The sequence below is a fragment of the Microbacterium sp. NPDC008134 genome (assembly GCF_042957055.1).
Taxonomy (GTDB): domain Bacteria; phylum Actinomycetota; class Actinomycetes; order Actinomycetales; family Microbacteriaceae; genus Microbacterium.
The window spans coordinates 1,930,066-1,943,678 of sequence record NZ_JBIBHO010000001.1 but is presented as its reverse complement, the minus strand read 5'-3'; the positions used below and the strand labels follow the sequence as shown (position 1 = coordinate 1,943,678).

Here is a 13,613-nt window from a genome sequence, read left to right as displayed (position 1 = left end):
CGAACCCGGCACCGATTTCAGTCTATTCGGTTATTCACGGCCGCCTCCGAAGCGGGCGCGCGCCTCGCTGTTAGGCTTGCCTTATCAGGGCCTGTTAAAACGTGCTGGCCCCCGATGAAAGGAACATGACTCGATCATGGGATACATCAAGTCCAAAGCGCTGGAGGAGAAGGGCTTCGTCGTCCTCGACAGCTACAACCAGGAACTCGACCCGAAGGAATGGCTCGACGTCGAGTACAACGACTGGAAGTCCTCGGGCGACACGCGCTTCGCGCCCCTCGCCAGCGCCTTCGGCGACATCGAGTGCAACGGCTTCTGGAACCACAAGCCGCCGCGCACCGACAAGGACGGCGTCTGGATCGACGCGCAGACCTCCAAGGCCCCGAACCTCACGCGCCGTGCGCAGGAGCCGGGAGCGAACGTCGGGCGTTGCCGCATCATCGAGCTGCAGCCGACCCCGTACGGCGACTGCCTCTACAACCTGCACCAGGATGACAACAACCGTCTGAACCCGGACGGCACGGGCTGGGTGGTCCGCGGGTTCTTCAACCTCACCGACGACAAGGACAGCTACTTCGTCCTGCGCGAGAACCGCACCGACCCGAGCATCGAGTACCGCATCGCTCTTCCGGCCGGCGCCCAGCTCATCGTCGACACGCAGCGCCTCTGGCACGCCGCGACGCACAACGGCACCGAGCCGCGTTACTGCCTCATCACCTCGTGGACCTCGGGCCCCGAGCTCGACGCGTACATCGAGAAGTACCACGGCACCGACGATGTCCCCAACGTCGAGGTCCCGCAGGACGTGCTCGAGCACGGCTACGCCGAGCAGGCCCGCAAGGATGCCGCGCGCGCTGCGTACTACGCCGCCAAGGGGCAGCAGGTCAAGCAGGCGATGAGCGAGGCCTGATCCGCCGCACCTCGGAGACCCGTCTGCACGAAGGGCCCCGGTCGTCGCGACCGGGGCCCTTCCGCGTGAAATCACATGCTTGTGATTTCCAGGATCGTGGGCGAGAATGGGCGCATAACCGCATATCGTCGCCGATTTCAGGTCAGGTCGTTGGGGAAGACGCACCTGATGAAACGGAGAGATCATGGCGACGGCTTACGCACGCGGAGTGGTGTACATCCACTCGGCGCCTCGCGCGCTCTGCCCGCACCTCGAATGGGCGGTGGGTCGCGCTATCGGGCGTGCGGTGAACTTCGACTGGGCCGACCAGCCCGTCCTCGACGGTGCGCGCCGCGCCGAGTTCTACTGGGACGGCCCGGTGGGAACGGGAGCGGCTCTCGCGACCGCGATCCGCGGCTGGGAGCACCTCCGTTTCGAGGTGACCGAGGACCCGACGCCCCGCAGTGACGGTGGGCGATGGCTGCACACTCCCGACCTCGGCATCCACTATGCGCAGACGGATGCTGCCGGCAACATCGTCATCGGCGAGGACCGCATCCGGTATGCGATGGAGATCGCGGCCGGAAGCGCACTCGAGCTGCAGCGCGAACTCGACGTCGCGCTCGGGTCCGCGTGGGACGACGAATTGGAGCCGTTCCGTCACGCGAGCGATGACGCCCGTGTCGTGTGGCTGCACAAGGTCGGCTGACGACCGGGCCGACCAGGAGACCTGGAGTGCGGGAGGCGTGAGTATCGGATGCCGGTGACTCGTCCCGGACGCTGAGAAGACGTTCCCCACTCCATAGACGAAGACCCCGCCCCTGTCCGCAGCGGCGGGGTCTTCGTCGTCGGGAAGCGCGTCAGATGACGGCGGCGTGGCGGAGGTCGTCGTGCCGGGCCGGGTGCCCGAAGCGGACATCGTGCCAGGCATCCGCGATCCTCGACATTGCCTCGGCCGTGCGCTCGGGAGGAAGGGTGATCGGGATGCGCAGCCGCCGTTCGAGCACCCCGCCGGTGGTGAAGCGGGGTCCGGGAGGCAGGATGACCTGTCGCTCTCGTGCGGCGAGGGAGAGGGCGGTCGACAGGGGCGCCTCGAGGTCGACCCAGGCGGAGAGCCCACCCGGGGTGGTCGGCATCCCGATGCCCCCGATCGCCGCGAGACCCGCCGCCACCGCGGCCCGCCCCGCGCGCAGGCGGGCCCGCACGTGGGTCGTGAGCGCCGGCATGTCGGAGAGCAGTTCGACGGCGATGCACTGCTCGAGAAGCGCGGTGCCGAGTTCGAACGAGGGCCGAACGGCGAGAAGCCGGTCGATCAGGCTGCGCTCCGCGCGGATCCACCCGATGCGCATCCCGCCCCAGGCGATCTTCGACATCGAGCCGAGCGTGATGACCCGGGGGTCGTAGGCCGCGATCGGTGTCGGAGTCCATCCGCGGTCGATGTCGAGATCGGCGGTCGTCTCATCGACGATGAGGTGTGTGCGGGCGCTGCGCGCGGTCGCGACGAGCCGGGAGCGTTCGCCGTCGGGCATCGTGGCGCCGGTCGGATTGTGGAAGTCGGGGATCAGGTACGCCACGTGCGGGCGGGCGCTCAGCAGGGTCTCGCTCAGGTGCCGCGGGTCCCATCCGTCGACGTCGACCGGCGTCGGCACCGGGCGGTAGCCGTGCCGGGCGATCGCCTCGAGGGCGTGCGGGAAGGTCGGTTGCTCGACCAGGGCGCGTTCGCCGCGGCGGCCGATCGTGGCGAGCACGAGATTCAGGGCGTTCAGAGCGCCGGACGTGATCATGATCTCGTCGGGCGCGGTCACTGCTCCCCGCTCGGTGAACCGCTGGGCCACGGCCTCGCGCAGCTCGGGCAGGCCACGCAGGGAGTATCCGCTGGTCCCGCGCATCGCGGCGAGGCGCGGCAGGGAACGCACCGTGGCGTCGTAGAGACCGGGCGTGGAATCCATCGAGGCGATCGACAGGTCGATCGCGCTCTCGTCGTCGTCGGACGGCATGCTCGCAGCGGCATGGGGGAGGGTCACGCGCGTGCTCCCGCCGTGCAAACGCGAGACGTACCCGTCGCTCTCGAGCACTCCGTAGGCGCGGGTGATGGTCGAGCGCGAACGGCGCAGCTCGAGGGCGAGGGCGCGCTCGCTCGGCAGTCGTTCGCCGACGGTGAGGCGTCCGTCGAGGATGAGCGCGCGGATCTGCCCGGCGAGTGCGGCGGCGGTCGCTCCCGCCACGGTCTGCGCGCCGAGTTGTTCCACGAGTCGGGATCCCATTTGTCCAGCATGGCGCAGAGTGGACTGATATATGCAGTCCACTTGTCTGCCAGTGGACTCCGCCACGCGCGGGTGGAGCGCGCCACAATGAGGGAATGCGCCTCCGTTCGATCTTCCTGCCCATCGCCGCGACCAGTCGGCGCGACCTCGTCGAGCGCTCGGTGCAGCTCCTCATCGGACTCTTCCTCTACGGAGTGTCCCTGGGGTTCATGGTGCGCGGTGGCATCGGAGTGGCGCCGTGGGACGTTCTCGCCCTCGGGGTCGCGAGCCAGTCCGGTATCGGGTACGGCGCCGTGACCGTCCTGGTCTCGATCGTCGTCCTCCTGCTGTGGATCCCGCTGCGTCAGCGCGTCGGCGCGGGGACTCTGCTCAACGCGCTGCTCGTCGGTCCCTCGGCGGATCTCACGCTGCTGGTGCTCCCCGAGCCCCCTACGGTGTGGATCGGCGCACCGATGTTCGTGTTCGGGCTGTTCCTGCTGTCGTTCGCGACCGGGCTCTACATCGCCGCGGACTTCGGACCCGGACCGCGCGACGGCCTGATGACCGGGCTCGTCCGCGTGACCGGATGGCGCGTCTGGATCGTGCGCACGCTGATCGAGGGAAGCGTGCTGCTGGTCGGTTTCCTGCTCGGCGGCCCGGTCGGTGTCGGAACCGTGCTGTTCGCTTTCGGAGTCGGCCCGCTGATCGGGTGGTTCCTGCCGCGCATCACGGCGATGCGCAGCGCACGATCGCAGCATCTCGCCCGAACGCGCTGACACCGCAGAAACGAGAGCGGCCCCGGGACGAATCCCGAGGCCGCTCTCGCGTGCGTTCGCGCGTCGATCAGTTGTCGGCGGCGGCGAACACGGCGACGGCGTTGTGGCCGCCGAAGCCGAAGGAGTTGCTGATCGCGTACTGCGGGCCGTCGCCGAGGGGCTGCGCCTCGCCGGACAGGCGGAATGGCACGGCCGGGTCGGGCTCGGTCATGTTGATCGTCGGAGGAGCGACGCGGTCGCGGAGCGCGAGAAGCGAGAAGATCGCCTCGAGAGCACCGGTGCCGCCGAGCAGGTGCCCGGTCGATGCCTTCGTCGCCGAGACGGGGATCTCGTCGATGCGGTCGCCGAAGACCTTCTTGAGCGCGACGTACTCGTTCGGGTCTCCGACCGGGGTCGACGTGGCGTGCGCGTTGATGTGCGTGACCTGGTCGGCCGTGATGCCCGCCTCCTCGAGCGCCTGGGTGACGGCACGTGCCGCTCCCGTGCCCTCGGGGTCGTTGCCGGTGATGTGATAGGCATCCGCCGTCACACCGCCGCCGAGGACGTAGCCGTAGATCTTCGCACCACGGGCCTTCGCATGGTCCTCGGTCTCGAGGATGAGTGCGGCAGCGCCTTCGCCCATGACGAAACCGTCACGGTCGATCGCGCCGGGTCGAGAAGCCGTGGCCGGGTCGTCGTTGCGACGGGATAGCGCCTGCGCCGAGGCGAAGGAGGCCATCGTGATCGGGTGGATCGCGGACTCGGTGCCACCGGCGATCACGACGTCGGCGAGACCCTCCTGCAGGTGGTGGAAGGCGTGGATGATCGACTCGGTGCTCGAGGCGCAGGCGCTGACGACGGTCTGCGCGTAGGCGCGCGCACCGAACTGGAGCGACAGGTTGCCGGCGGCCGCGTTCGGCATGAGCATCGGGACCGTGAGCGGCATGACGCGGCGGGGGCCCTTCTCGCGCAGCGTGTCCCAGGCGTCGAGCAGCGTCCAGAGGCCGCCGATACCGGTGGCGAAGTCGATGCCGAGGCGCTCGGGAGCGACCTCGGGGGAGCCGGCGTCGGCCCAGGCCTCGCGTGCGGCGATCAGGGCGAACTGAGAAGAGGGGTCGAGGCGCTTGGCCTCGTGGCGGGGGAGGACTTCCTCGGGCCGCACGATCGCCTCGGCGGCGAAGGTGACGGGCAGCTCGTACTGAGCGACCCAGTCGTGCTCGAGTGCGCGGGTGCCGGAGGCTCCCGCGAGGAGGTTGGTCCAGTTCTCCGGGGCGGTCCCGCCGATGGCGGACGTGGCGCCGATGCCGGTGACGACGATGCGCTTGGTCATGGTGTGGTTCCTTGTCGGACGGGATTCAGGGCGGGGTGGGGCAGGACGGAGGATGCCACGCCCCGACCGTGCGGGGGTGGCATCCTGCGCGTCTTACTCCTGGCCTGCGACGATGAAGTTGACGGCGTCGCCGACGGTCTTCAGGTTCTTGACCTCGTCGTCGGGAATGGTGACGCCGAACTTCTCCTCGGCGTTGACGACGATCGTCATCATCGAGATCGAGTCGATGTCGAGGTCGTCGGTGAACGACTTCTCGAGAGCGACCTCGGAGGCGTTGATGCCGGTCTCGTCGGTGATGAGCTCTGCGAGGCCGGCGAGGACCTCATCGTTGGTGAAAGCCATGTGGTCTTCCTCTTTCTTGCGGGTTGTTTTCGGAACCGTGGAACAGTCTAGGGAAAATCGGGCCCCGGTCAGGGGAGCACGACCACCTGAGCCGCGAACACGAGGCCCGCGCCGAAGCCGATCTGCAGGGCGAGTCCGCCCGAGAGCTCGGGGTGCTCCGCCATGAGGCGGTGGCTGGCCAGCGGGATCGAGGCGGCCGACGTGTTGCCCGTCGTCTCGATGTCGCGGGCGATCACCGTGGTCGCGGGCAGCTTCAGCTGCTTCGCGAACTCGTCGATGATGCGCATGTTCGCCTGGTGGGGGATGAACGCGGCGATGTCGGATGCCTCGACTCCGGCTCGGTCGAGCGCTTCGCGCGCGACCTTGGCCATCTCCCACACGGCCCAGCGGAAAACCGTCTGGCCCTCCTGACGGAGGGTCGGCCAGGGCACCTCGCCGTCACGGAACTCCGTCAGGGTGGCGTTCATGCCCACGGCATCCGCCTTCGAGCCGTCCGAGCCCCACACCGCCGGCGCGATGCCGGGGGTGTCGCTCGGACCGATGAGGGCTGCGCCGGCGCCGTCGCCGAGCAGGAACGAGATGCTTCTGTCGGCGGGATCGACGATGTCGGACAGCTTCTCGGCGCCGATCACCAGGGCGTACCGGGCGGCGCCGGCCTTGATGAGGGCATCGGCCTGGGCGACGGCGTAGGCGTAACCCGCGCACGCGGCGTTGATGTCGTAGGCCGCCGCAGGGTTCGCACCGACGCGGTCGGCGACGATCGCGGAGACGGACGGGGACTGCTTCGGGTTGCTGATGGTCGCGACGATGACGAGATCGACCTGATCGGCGGGGATCCCGGCCTTCGCGATCGCTTCGGCAGCGGCCTCCGAGGCGAGATCGATCGCATCGGTGCCCTTGTCGGCACGAGCGCGGGTGATGATGCCCGTGCGCTGGCGGATCCACTCGTCGCTCGAGTCGATCGGACCGATCAGGTCTTCATTGGGAACGGCGTTCTCGCCGCGTGCGGCTCCGTACGAGTAGATGCGGGTGAAAGCGGGGCCCGTGGCCTGCGTCAGGGTGGCGCTCATGCGGCTTCTCCGTTCAGCAGCGCGACGGCCGCGTCGAGGTCTTCGGGGGTCTTCACGGCGACGCTCGGCACGCCGCGCAGACCGCGCTTGGCGAGTCCGGTGAGCGCACCGGCGGGAGCGAGTTCGATCAGTCCGGTGATGCCTTGCTCGGCGAAGGACGCCATGCAGAGGTCCCAGCGAACGGGCGACGAGACCTGGTCGACCAGGTAGTCGAGGGCCTGCATACCGGTCGTGACGGTCGATCCGTCGCGGTTGGTCCAGAGGGTGAGCGTCGGATCGGCGGGAGCGACCTCGCCGACGGCGTCGCGCAGAACGGCGACCGCGGGGGCCATGAACGCGGTGTGGAACGCGCCCGCGACCTGCAGCGGGATCACGCGCGTGCCCTTGACGGGTTCGGCGGCGAGGGCCTCGAGCGCTGCGAGTTCACCGGCCACGACGATCTGGCCGCCGCCGTTGTAGTTGGCGGGGGAGAGCCCGAGGTCGTCGAGACGGGCGAGCACCGCCGCCTCGTCACCGCCGAGGACCGCGCTCATGCCCGTCGGAGTCTGCGCCGCGGCATCCGCCATCGCGCGTCCGCGGATGCCGACCAGGCGCATGCCCGTTTCGGCATCGATCACGTCGCTGCCGACAAGGGCGGCGATCTCACCGACCGAGTGGCCCGCGATACCGTCGGCCCGGCGGCCGGCGCGGGCGTTCAGGGCGTCGGCTGCGATCAACGACGCCGCGACGATCAGCGGTTGCGCGATGCGCGTGTCACGGATCGTGTCGGCATCGGATTCGGTGCCGTGGAGGCGGAGATCGACCTCGGCGGCGTCGGAGTACGACGCGAGGCGCTCGGCCACCCCGTCGAGCTCGAGCCAAGGGGCGAGGAAACCGGGGGTCTGCGAGCCCTGACCAGGGCATACGACGACAATCACCTCACCAGTCTGCCAATGATCTGAGGCAAGCGGTGGATGATTCATCACAAGATTCCGAAGAACGCTTGTGTGTGGCGCACAGAGTCGCGGAAATCGCGGGTCAGCGCGGCACGCGGCGCTGCGACGGGCGGCGTCGCGACTGGTCGGCGGCGCCGATCGAGCCGAGGATCAATGCCGTCTGCAGGATCAACGCCTCGCGCGGCCCGGTGGCATCCCAACCGATGACCTCGCTGACCCGCTTGAGGCGGTAGCGCACGGTGTTCGGGTGCACGAACAGCTCACGGGCGGTCGCCTCGAGGGAGCGGCCGTTGTCGAGGTAGCTCCAGAGCGTCGTGACGAGGTCGGTCGAATGCGCCTGAAGGGGGCGGTGGATCCGTTCGATGAGCGTCTGCTTCGCCAGCGGGTCGCCGGCGAGAGCGCGCTCGGGGAGCAGATCATCGGCCTCGACCGGCCGGGGTGCGCTGCGCCAGGCGCGCGCGACCGCGAAACCGGCGAGTGCCGCACGGGCGCTCTGACTGGCGTCGACGAGCGCGACCACGGCGGGGCCGAGCACCACGTAGCCGGGGCCGAACGAGGGCTCCAGGCGAGAAGCGATCTCGAGGAACGAGAGCTCATCGTCGTCGGTCTCGTGGTCGTCGTCGCGCGCGCGACCGAGCACGAGAACGAGGCGGGAGCCCTGCACGCCGATCAGCACGTCGACCGCGAGCTTGCGGGCGGTTCGCCGCACCTGGTCGACGTCGAACTGCGGGGGAGTCGTGCCCACGAGCACCGCGACCTCGCCGTGACCGTGCCACCCGAGCGCGGCGATCCGGCTGGGGAGCTCTTCGTCGGCCTCGCCCGTGAGGATCGAGTCGACGACGAGCGCCTCGAGACGGGCATCCCAGAGTCCGCGAGCCTCCGCTGCACGCGCGTACACATCGGCGGCCGCGAAGGCGACGTCGCGCGAGTAGAGCAGGATCGCCTCGCGGATGTTCTCGCCCTTGCCGGCGACGCGCTCCTCGGTGACCTCGACGGTCACACGGATCAACTGGAGCGTCTGCTGCAGGCTCACGCTGCGCAGCAATTCGCGCGGAGCCGCGGCGAAGATATCGGCCGCGATCCAGGGCGTCGAGGTGGGGTCGTCGTACCACTGGATGAACGACGTGATGCCCGCCTGGGCCACCAGCCCGACCGCAGAGCGGCGGGCTGGTGGCATGTCGGCGTACCAGGGCAGCGTGTCTTCGAGGCGCTTGATCGTCACCGAGGCGATGTCACCGGAGATCCGGCGCAGCCAGGCGAGGGTCGCGGCCTTGTCCATGCCGGCGGGAGACGAACCTGTCACCGATGGCTCAGCTTTCGCCACCCGCGTTGCCGCTGGTGCCGGCGTTGACATCGTGAAGGCTGTACTTCGCGATGGCCTGCGCGGCCAGCGAGCGGTCGACGACGCCGTCCTCGGCGAGCGACTGCAGCGTGCGCACCACGATCGACGGGCCGTCGATCTTGAAGAAACGACGTGCCGCGGCGCGGGTGTCGGAGAAACCGAAGCCATCGGCACCGAGCGTCGCGAAACGCTGCGGGACCCACGGACGGATCTGGTCCTGGACGGCGTGCATGAAGTCGCTCACCGCGATGACGGGGCCTTCGGCGCCCTGCAGCTTCTGGGTGAGGTATGCCGTGCGGGGTTCCTCCTCCGGGTGCAGGAAATTGTGCTCGTCGGCGGCGAGGCCGTCGCGGCGCAGCTCGGTCCAGGAGGTGACCGACCAGACGTCCGCGATCACGCCCCAGTCGTTCTTCAGCAGCTCCTGCGCCTCGAGGGCCCAGGGGAGTCCGACGCCGGAGGCGAAGAGCTGAGCGCGGGGACCCTCGCCCTCGCCGACCGAGACGCGGTGGATGCCGCGCACGATGCCGTCGACGTCCACATTCTCCGGCTCGGCCGGCTGCACGAGCGGCTCGTTGTAGACGGTGACGTAGTACATCACGTTCGGGTCCTCGTGCTGGCCGCCGTACATGCGCTCGAGACCCGAGCGCATGATGTGCGCGATCTCGTAGCCGTAGGCAGGGTCGTACGAGACCGTCGCCGGGTTGGTCGCCGCCAGGAGGTGCGAGTGCCCGTCGGCGTGCTGCAGACCCTCACCCGTGAGGGTGGTGCGGCCGGCGGTGGCGCCGATGATGAAACCGCGGGCCATCTGGTCGCCCGCCGCCCACTGCGCGTCGCCCGTGCGCTGGAACCCGAACATCGAGTAGAAGAGGTAGATCGGGATGAGCGGCTCGCCGTGCGTCGCGTACGACGTGCCGGCGGCGGTGAACGCCGCGAGAGCGCCCGCCTCGTTGATGCCGACGTGGACGATCTGGCCCTGCGGGCTCTCCTTGTAGGCGAGGAGGAGCTCACGGTCGACCGACGTGTAGTGCTGACCGTTCGGGTTGTAGATCTTCGCGGTCGGGAAGTACGCGTCCATACCGAAGGTGCGCGCCTCGTCGGGGATGATCGGCACGATGCGGTGTCCGAAGTCCTTCGAGCGCAGCAGGTCCTTCAGCAGACGGACGAACGCCATGGTCGTGGCGATCTCCTGCGTGCCGGAGCCCTTCTTGGGCAGGGCGTACGCGGAGTCGTCGGGCAGCGAGAGACCCACGTGCGTCGAGCGACGCTCGGGCAGGAAGCCGCCGAGGTTCTTGCGGCGCTCCAGCATGTACTGGATCGTCTCGTCCTGGGGGCCCGGGTTGTAGTACGGGGGCAGGTACGGGTTCTCCTCGAGCTGCGCGTCCGTGATCGGGATGTGCATGGCGTCGCGGAACGTCTTGAGGTTGTCCAGCGTCATCTTCTTCATCTGGTGGGTCGCGTTGCGGCCCTCGAAGTGCGGACCGAGGCCGTAGCCCTTGACGGTCTTCGCGAGGATGACGGTGGGCTTGCCCTTGTGCTCGGTGGCCGCCTTGAACGCGGCGTAGACCTTGCGGTAGTCGTGACCACCGCGCTTGAGGTTCCAGATGTCGTCGTCGGAGTAGCCCTCGACGAGGGCGGCGGCGCGCTCGTCGCGTCCGAAGAAGTGCTCGCGGATGTATCCGCCCGACTCCGCCTTGAAGGTCTGGAAGTCGCCGTCGGGGGTGACGTTCATGAGGTTGAGCAGCGCACCCTCGGTGTCGCGGGCGAGCAGGTCGTCCCACTCGCGGCCCCAGACGACCTTGATGACGTTCCAGCCGGCGCCGCGGAAGAACGATTCGAGCTCCTGCACGATCTTGCCGTTGCCGCGGACGGGGCCGTCGAGGCGCTGCAGGTTGCAGTTGACGATGAAGGTCAGGTTGTCGAGACCCTCGTTCGCTGCGACCTGGAGCTGGCCGCGGCTCTCGACCTCGTCCATCTCGCCGTCGCCGAGGAAGGCCCAGACGTGCGACTGCGAGGTGTCCTTGATGCCGCGGTTCTCGAGGTACTTGTTCGACATCGCCTGGTAGATCGCGTTGATCGGGCCGAGGCCCATCGATACGGTCGGGAACTGCCAGTAGTCCGGCATCAGGCGCGGGTGCGGGTAGGAGGGAAGGCCGTGCGGGGCGTGCGACTTCTCCTGGCGGAAGCCGTCGAGCTGGTCCTCGCTCAGTCGGCCTTCGAGGAAGGAGCGGGCGTAGGTGCCGGGGGAGGCGTGGCCCTGGATGAAGATCTGGTCGGCGCCGCCGGGATTGTCGGCACCCTTGAAGAAGTGGTTGAAGCCCACCTCGTACAGGGCGGCAGACGAGGCGTACGTCGAGATGTGGCCACCGACGCTGATTCCGGGGCGCTGGGCGCGGTGCACCGTGATGGCGGCGTTCCAGCGGATCCACGCGCGGTAGCGACGCTCGACCTCTTCGTCGCCGGGGAACTCAGGCTCGTTCTCGGGCGCGATCGTGTTGATGTAATCCGTGGTCGGAACCATCGGAACGCCGAGGTGCAGCTCCTTGGAGCGCTTCAGCAGGCTGAGCATGATCTCGCGCCCACGGCCGTGGCCCTTGGCATCGACGAGCTCATCGAGCGACTGCTGCCACTCACCCGTCTCTTCCGGGTCGCTGTCGAGAGAGTCCTGAGAGTACGGATCCTGGTCGTGGACGGTCACGGGGAGCCTTTCGTCAAGCTGGCAGGTCATGCCAATGAAACGGGAAGCGACGCGGGCAGCCTTGTCGGCTGTGCACAACGCGCGCCGTCCTCAGCCTAGCCCTCTTCCACGACCGTGGTGCGCATCCGCATACGGATACACTGGACGCACCAGGGCCTTTAGCTCAGCTGGTAGAGCGCCACGTTTACACCGTGGATGTCGTCGGTTCGATCCCGGCAGGGCCCACCACAGAATCCATCGACCTATCCTCGTCCCACTCGAGGTGGGTGAGGGTGCCGATCGTGAGCATCGCCTGCCCGTCCGTGCGCAGATACGTCAGCAGAGTGCGACCGCACCCGCGGCAGAGCAGGATCATGCCGGTGTCGTCGAGTTCAGCGACGGCATCCGCCACCTCCGCATCGCGCCGGCAGTGCGCGCAGCGCGCTCGCGCGCTGGTCATGTCCCGGCCGAAGATCTCGAGCAGCAGGCCGCCCGCAGCGTTCCCGTCCACTCGCCTGACGCGGGCGATGTCCTTGCCGTCCATCACGTGCCTCCGAAGCGTTCGGTGCGGATGCGGTCGGGCGGATGCCCCGCCGCGACGAGGAGATCGGCGACGGTCTCGACGAATCCCGTCGGTCCGCACACGTACACGGTCGGATGCTCGGACGGTGGAAGCGTCGCCTCGGCGATCGTGGCGGCGTCGACGCGGCCGGGAGGGCGCGCATCGTCGGCGGGCGCGGAGCGCGTGTAGGCCCAGTCGATGCGGAAGTCGGCATTCGCGAGCGCGTTCAGCTCCTCGACGTAGAACACGTCGGCGGGGGTGCGGACGGAATAGAGCAGCCGCAGGGGTGCGGAACTTCCGACGTGTGCTCGGGCGATCGCGATCATCGGCACGATGCCCGACCCGCCAGCGATGAGTTGCACGGGTTCGGGGCGGTCGGGCGTCCACACGAAGTAGCCGCCGATCGGACCGCGCACCTCCACCTGATCGCCGGGGCGCACGTCTTCGACCAGGTAGGGCGAGACCTCACCGTCAGGGATCTCGTCGACGGCGAGTTCGATCGTGGGTACCGTGCCGGAAGACGCCAGCGAATAGGAACGCACGGCCTGATAGCCGTCCTCGGCGGTGAGGCGGACGTCGACGTGCTGCCCGGCGATGTTGCCGGGCCATTCCTCGACGGCGAGCTCCAGCACGCGTCCTCGGGACCCGGTCGGGCGCGCCGACGTGACCGTCGCGACCCGCCACAGGAAGCCCGTGCTCACCAGTACCGCTCCTCTCTCCACGGGTCGCCGTGCATGTTGTAGCCGTTCTGCTCCCAGAACCCCGGTGCGTCGTGGTCGCGCAGGTTCAGCCCGTGCACCCACTTCGCGGACTTCCAGAAGTAGAGGTGCGGGATCAGCAGGCGGGCGGGCCCGCCGTGCTCGGGGGCGAGAGGTTCCCCGTCGAACTCCAGCGCGATCCATGCCCGGCCTTCGGCGAGGTCGGTGCGGGAGACGTTGGTCGTGTATCCGCCGTAGGAGAAGACCTCGGCGAACGCCGCGTCGTCTCCCACCTGGTCGAGCAGGCGCTCGACCGCGACGCCGCGCCACTGCGTGCCGAGCTTGGACCATCGCGTCACGCAGTGGATGTCGGTGCTGATCGTTTCGATCGGGAGAGCGTGCAGCTCGTCCCAGGACCAGGAATGCCGGATGCCGTCGCGCCCGACCACGACGAACTCCCAGGACTCCGTCGGTACTCGCGGCGTCGGCCCGGCCGAGAGCACGGGGAAGTCCTCGGTCAGGTATTGGCCCGGAGGGAGTCGCTCATCGGATTCTCGTCGGCGCGCACCGAATCCGTGGGAGATCACACTCATGTCCGCCTGCCCTTCGCTCCTGAGGGTCATTCAAGCGGATCGTCCGAGGCGGCGCTACGACATCTGTCGAGCCTGTTCGCGTCGCCGTCCGAAGCGCACCTCGACAGACACGAGCGGGAAATCAATTATTTACTTGTCTACGTGTAAAACCTGTTATCTTCACTCGTAAATCAGTTGATA

Annotated in this window: 13 protein-coding genes and 1 tRNA gene; 4 read left to right on the top strand and 10 right to left on the bottom strand. The window is 68.5% G+C overall.

Going from position 1 to position 13,613, the window contains the following annotated elements:
• Nucleotides 1-136: 136 nt before the first annotated feature.
• Both ACFY9N_RS09240 and ACFY9N_RS09235 read left to right on the top strand, forming a co-directional pair.
• Nucleotides 137-910, top strand: a complete 774-nt coding sequence (locus tag ACFY9N_RS09240) for a hypothetical protein (RefSeq protein ID WP_391478208.1) — start codon at nt 137-139, stop codon at nt 908-910.
• Nucleotides 911-1,094: 184 nt separating this feature from the next.
• Complete coding sequence (locus ACFY9N_RS09235) at nt 1,095-1,598, top strand: DUF3145 domain-containing protein (protein WP_247622283.1); 504 nt, start codon at nt 1,095-1,097, stop codon at nt 1,596-1,598.
• Nucleotides 1,599-1,749: 151 nt separating this feature from the next.
• On the opposite strand, the gene ACFY9N_RS09230 is transcribed toward ACFY9N_RS09235, so the two are convergent.
• Nucleotides 1,750-3,153: a PLP-dependent aminotransferase family protein gene (locus ACFY9N_RS09230; RefSeq protein WP_391478207.1), complete on the bottom strand. Its 1,404-nt coding sequence runs from the start codon at nt 3,151-3,153 to the stop codon at nt 1,750-1,752.
• Between the two features lie 95 nt (nt 3,154-3,248).
• Here ACFY9N_RS09230 and ACFY9N_RS09225 point away from each other — a divergent pair, with 95 nt between their 5' ends.
• Nucleotides 3,249-3,908 carry a YitT family protein gene (locus ACFY9N_RS09225; RefSeq protein WP_391478205.1) on the top strand — a complete coding sequence of 220 codons (660 nt, stop codon included), beginning with the start codon at nt 3,249-3,251 and terminating at the stop codon, nt 3,906-3,908.
• A 67-nt stretch (nt 3,909-3,975) separates the two neighbouring features.
• Here the strand turns inward: ACFY9N_RS09225 and ACFY9N_RS09220 are convergent, their stop codons facing one another.
• From ACFY9N_RS09220 to aceE, 6 genes are all read right to left on the bottom strand, one after another.
• Nucleotides 3,976-5,217, bottom strand: a complete 1,242-nt coding sequence (locus tag ACFY9N_RS09220) for a beta-ketoacyl-[acyl-carrier-protein] synthase family protein (protein WP_391478203.1) — start codon at nt 5,215-5,217, stop codon at nt 3,976-3,978.
• A gap of 93 nt (nt 5,218-5,310) precedes the next feature.
• Nucleotides 5,311-5,559, bottom strand: coding sequence for an acyl carrier protein (locus tag ACFY9N_RS09215; protein ID WP_017202249.1), 249 nt, complete (start codon nt 5,557-5,559; stop codon nt 5,311-5,313).
• Nucleotides 5,560-5,627: 68 nt separating this feature from the next.
• A complete protein-coding gene (locus ACFY9N_RS09210; RefSeq protein ID WP_391478202.1) occupies nt 5,628-6,629 on the bottom strand; it encodes a beta-ketoacyl-ACP synthase III in 1,002 nt (333 codons plus the stop codon).
• Nucleotides 6,626-7,546, bottom strand: a complete 921-nt coding sequence (locus ACFY9N_RS09205) for an ACP S-malonyltransferase (RefSeq protein ID WP_391478200.1) — start codon at nt 7,544-7,546, stop codon at nt 6,626-6,628. Before ACFY9N_RS09205 ends, ACFY9N_RS09210 begins: the two co-directional genes overlap by 4 nt.
• A 100-nt stretch (nt 7,547-7,646) precedes the next feature.
• Nucleotides 7,647-8,843: a PucR family transcriptional regulator gene (locus ACFY9N_RS09200; RefSeq protein WP_391478476.1), complete on the bottom strand. Its 1,197-nt coding sequence runs from the start codon at nt 8,841-8,843 to the stop codon at nt 7,647-7,649.
• 31 nt (nt 8,844-8,874) lie between these two features.
• Nucleotides 8,875-11,601 (bottom strand): pyruvate dehydrogenase (acetyl-transferring), homodimeric type, encoded by a 2,727-nt coding sequence (gene aceE, locus ACFY9N_RS09195; RefSeq protein WP_391478198.1) that lies wholly within the window; start codon nt 11,599-11,601, stop codon nt 8,875-8,877.
• 152 nt (nt 11,602-11,753) lie between these two features.
• On the opposite strand from aceE, the gene ACFY9N_RS09190 reads away from it, so the two are divergent.
• Nucleotides 11,754-11,829 (top strand) — tRNA-Val (locus ACFY9N_RS09190).
• On the opposite strand, the gene ACFY9N_RS09185 is transcribed toward ACFY9N_RS09190, so the two are convergent.
• From ACFY9N_RS09185 to ACFY9N_RS09175, 3 genes are read right to left on the bottom strand one after another with little or no spacing between them, the layout of a single operon-like run.
• A complete protein-coding gene (locus tag ACFY9N_RS09185; RefSeq protein ID WP_391478475.1) occupies nt 11,786-12,124 on the bottom strand; it encodes a DUF6510 family protein in 339 nt (112 codons plus the stop codon). The genes ACFY9N_RS09190 and ACFY9N_RS09185 overlap by 44 nt on opposite strands.
• Nucleotides 12,124-12,843 (bottom strand): ferredoxin reductase, encoded by a 720-nt coding sequence (locus tag ACFY9N_RS09180; RefSeq protein ID WP_391478197.1) that lies wholly within the window; start codon nt 12,841-12,843, stop codon nt 12,124-12,126. Before ACFY9N_RS09180 ends, ACFY9N_RS09185 begins: the two co-directional genes overlap by 1 nt.
• Complete coding sequence (locus ACFY9N_RS09175) at nt 12,840-13,433, bottom strand: molybdopterin-dependent oxidoreductase (RefSeq protein WP_391478195.1); 594 nt, start codon at nt 13,431-13,433, stop codon at nt 12,840-12,842. The genes ACFY9N_RS09180 and ACFY9N_RS09175 overlap by 4 nt, the downstream gene beginning before the upstream one ends.
• Between the last annotated feature and the right edge of the window lie 180 nt (nt 13,434-13,613).

Coding starts and splice junctions, on each gene's coding strand:
- ACFY9N_RS09240 (WP_391478208.1), top strand. CDS start 137: ATGGGATACATCAAGTCCAAAGCGCTGGAGGAGAAGGGCTTCGTCGTC.
- ACFY9N_RS09235 (WP_247622283.1), top strand. CDS start 1,095: ATGGCGACGGCTTACGCACGCGGAGTGGTGTACATCCACTCGGCGCCT.
- ACFY9N_RS09230 (WP_391478207.1), bottom strand. CDS start 3,153: ATGGGATCCCGACTCGTGGAACAACTCGGCGCGCAGACCGTGGCGGGA.
- ACFY9N_RS09225 (WP_391478205.1), top strand. CDS start 3,249: ATGCGCCTCCGTTCGATCTTCCTGCCCATCGCCGCGACCAGTCGGCGC.
- ACFY9N_RS09220 (WP_391478203.1), bottom strand. CDS start 5,217: ATGACCAAGCGCATCGTCGTCACCGGCATCGGCGCCACGTCCGCCATC.
- ACFY9N_RS09215 (WP_017202249.1), bottom strand. CDS start 5,559: ATGGCTTTCACCAACGATGAGGTCCTCGCCGGCCTCGCAGAGCTCATC.
- ACFY9N_RS09210 (WP_391478202.1), bottom strand. CDS start 6,629: ATGAGCGCCACCCTGACGCAGGCCACGGGCCCCGCTTTCACCCGCATC.
- ACFY9N_RS09200 (WP_391478476.1), bottom strand. CDS start 8,843: ATGGACAAGGCCGCGACCCTCGCCTGGCTGCGCCGGATCTCCGGTGAC.
- ACFY9N_RS09185 (WP_391478475.1), bottom strand. CDS start 12,124: ATGGACGGCAAGGACATCGCCCGCGTCAGGCGAGTGGACGGGAACGCT.
- ACFY9N_RS09175 (WP_391478195.1), bottom strand. CDS start 13,433: ATGAGTGTGATCTCCCACGGATTCGGTGCGCGCCGACGAGAATCCGAT.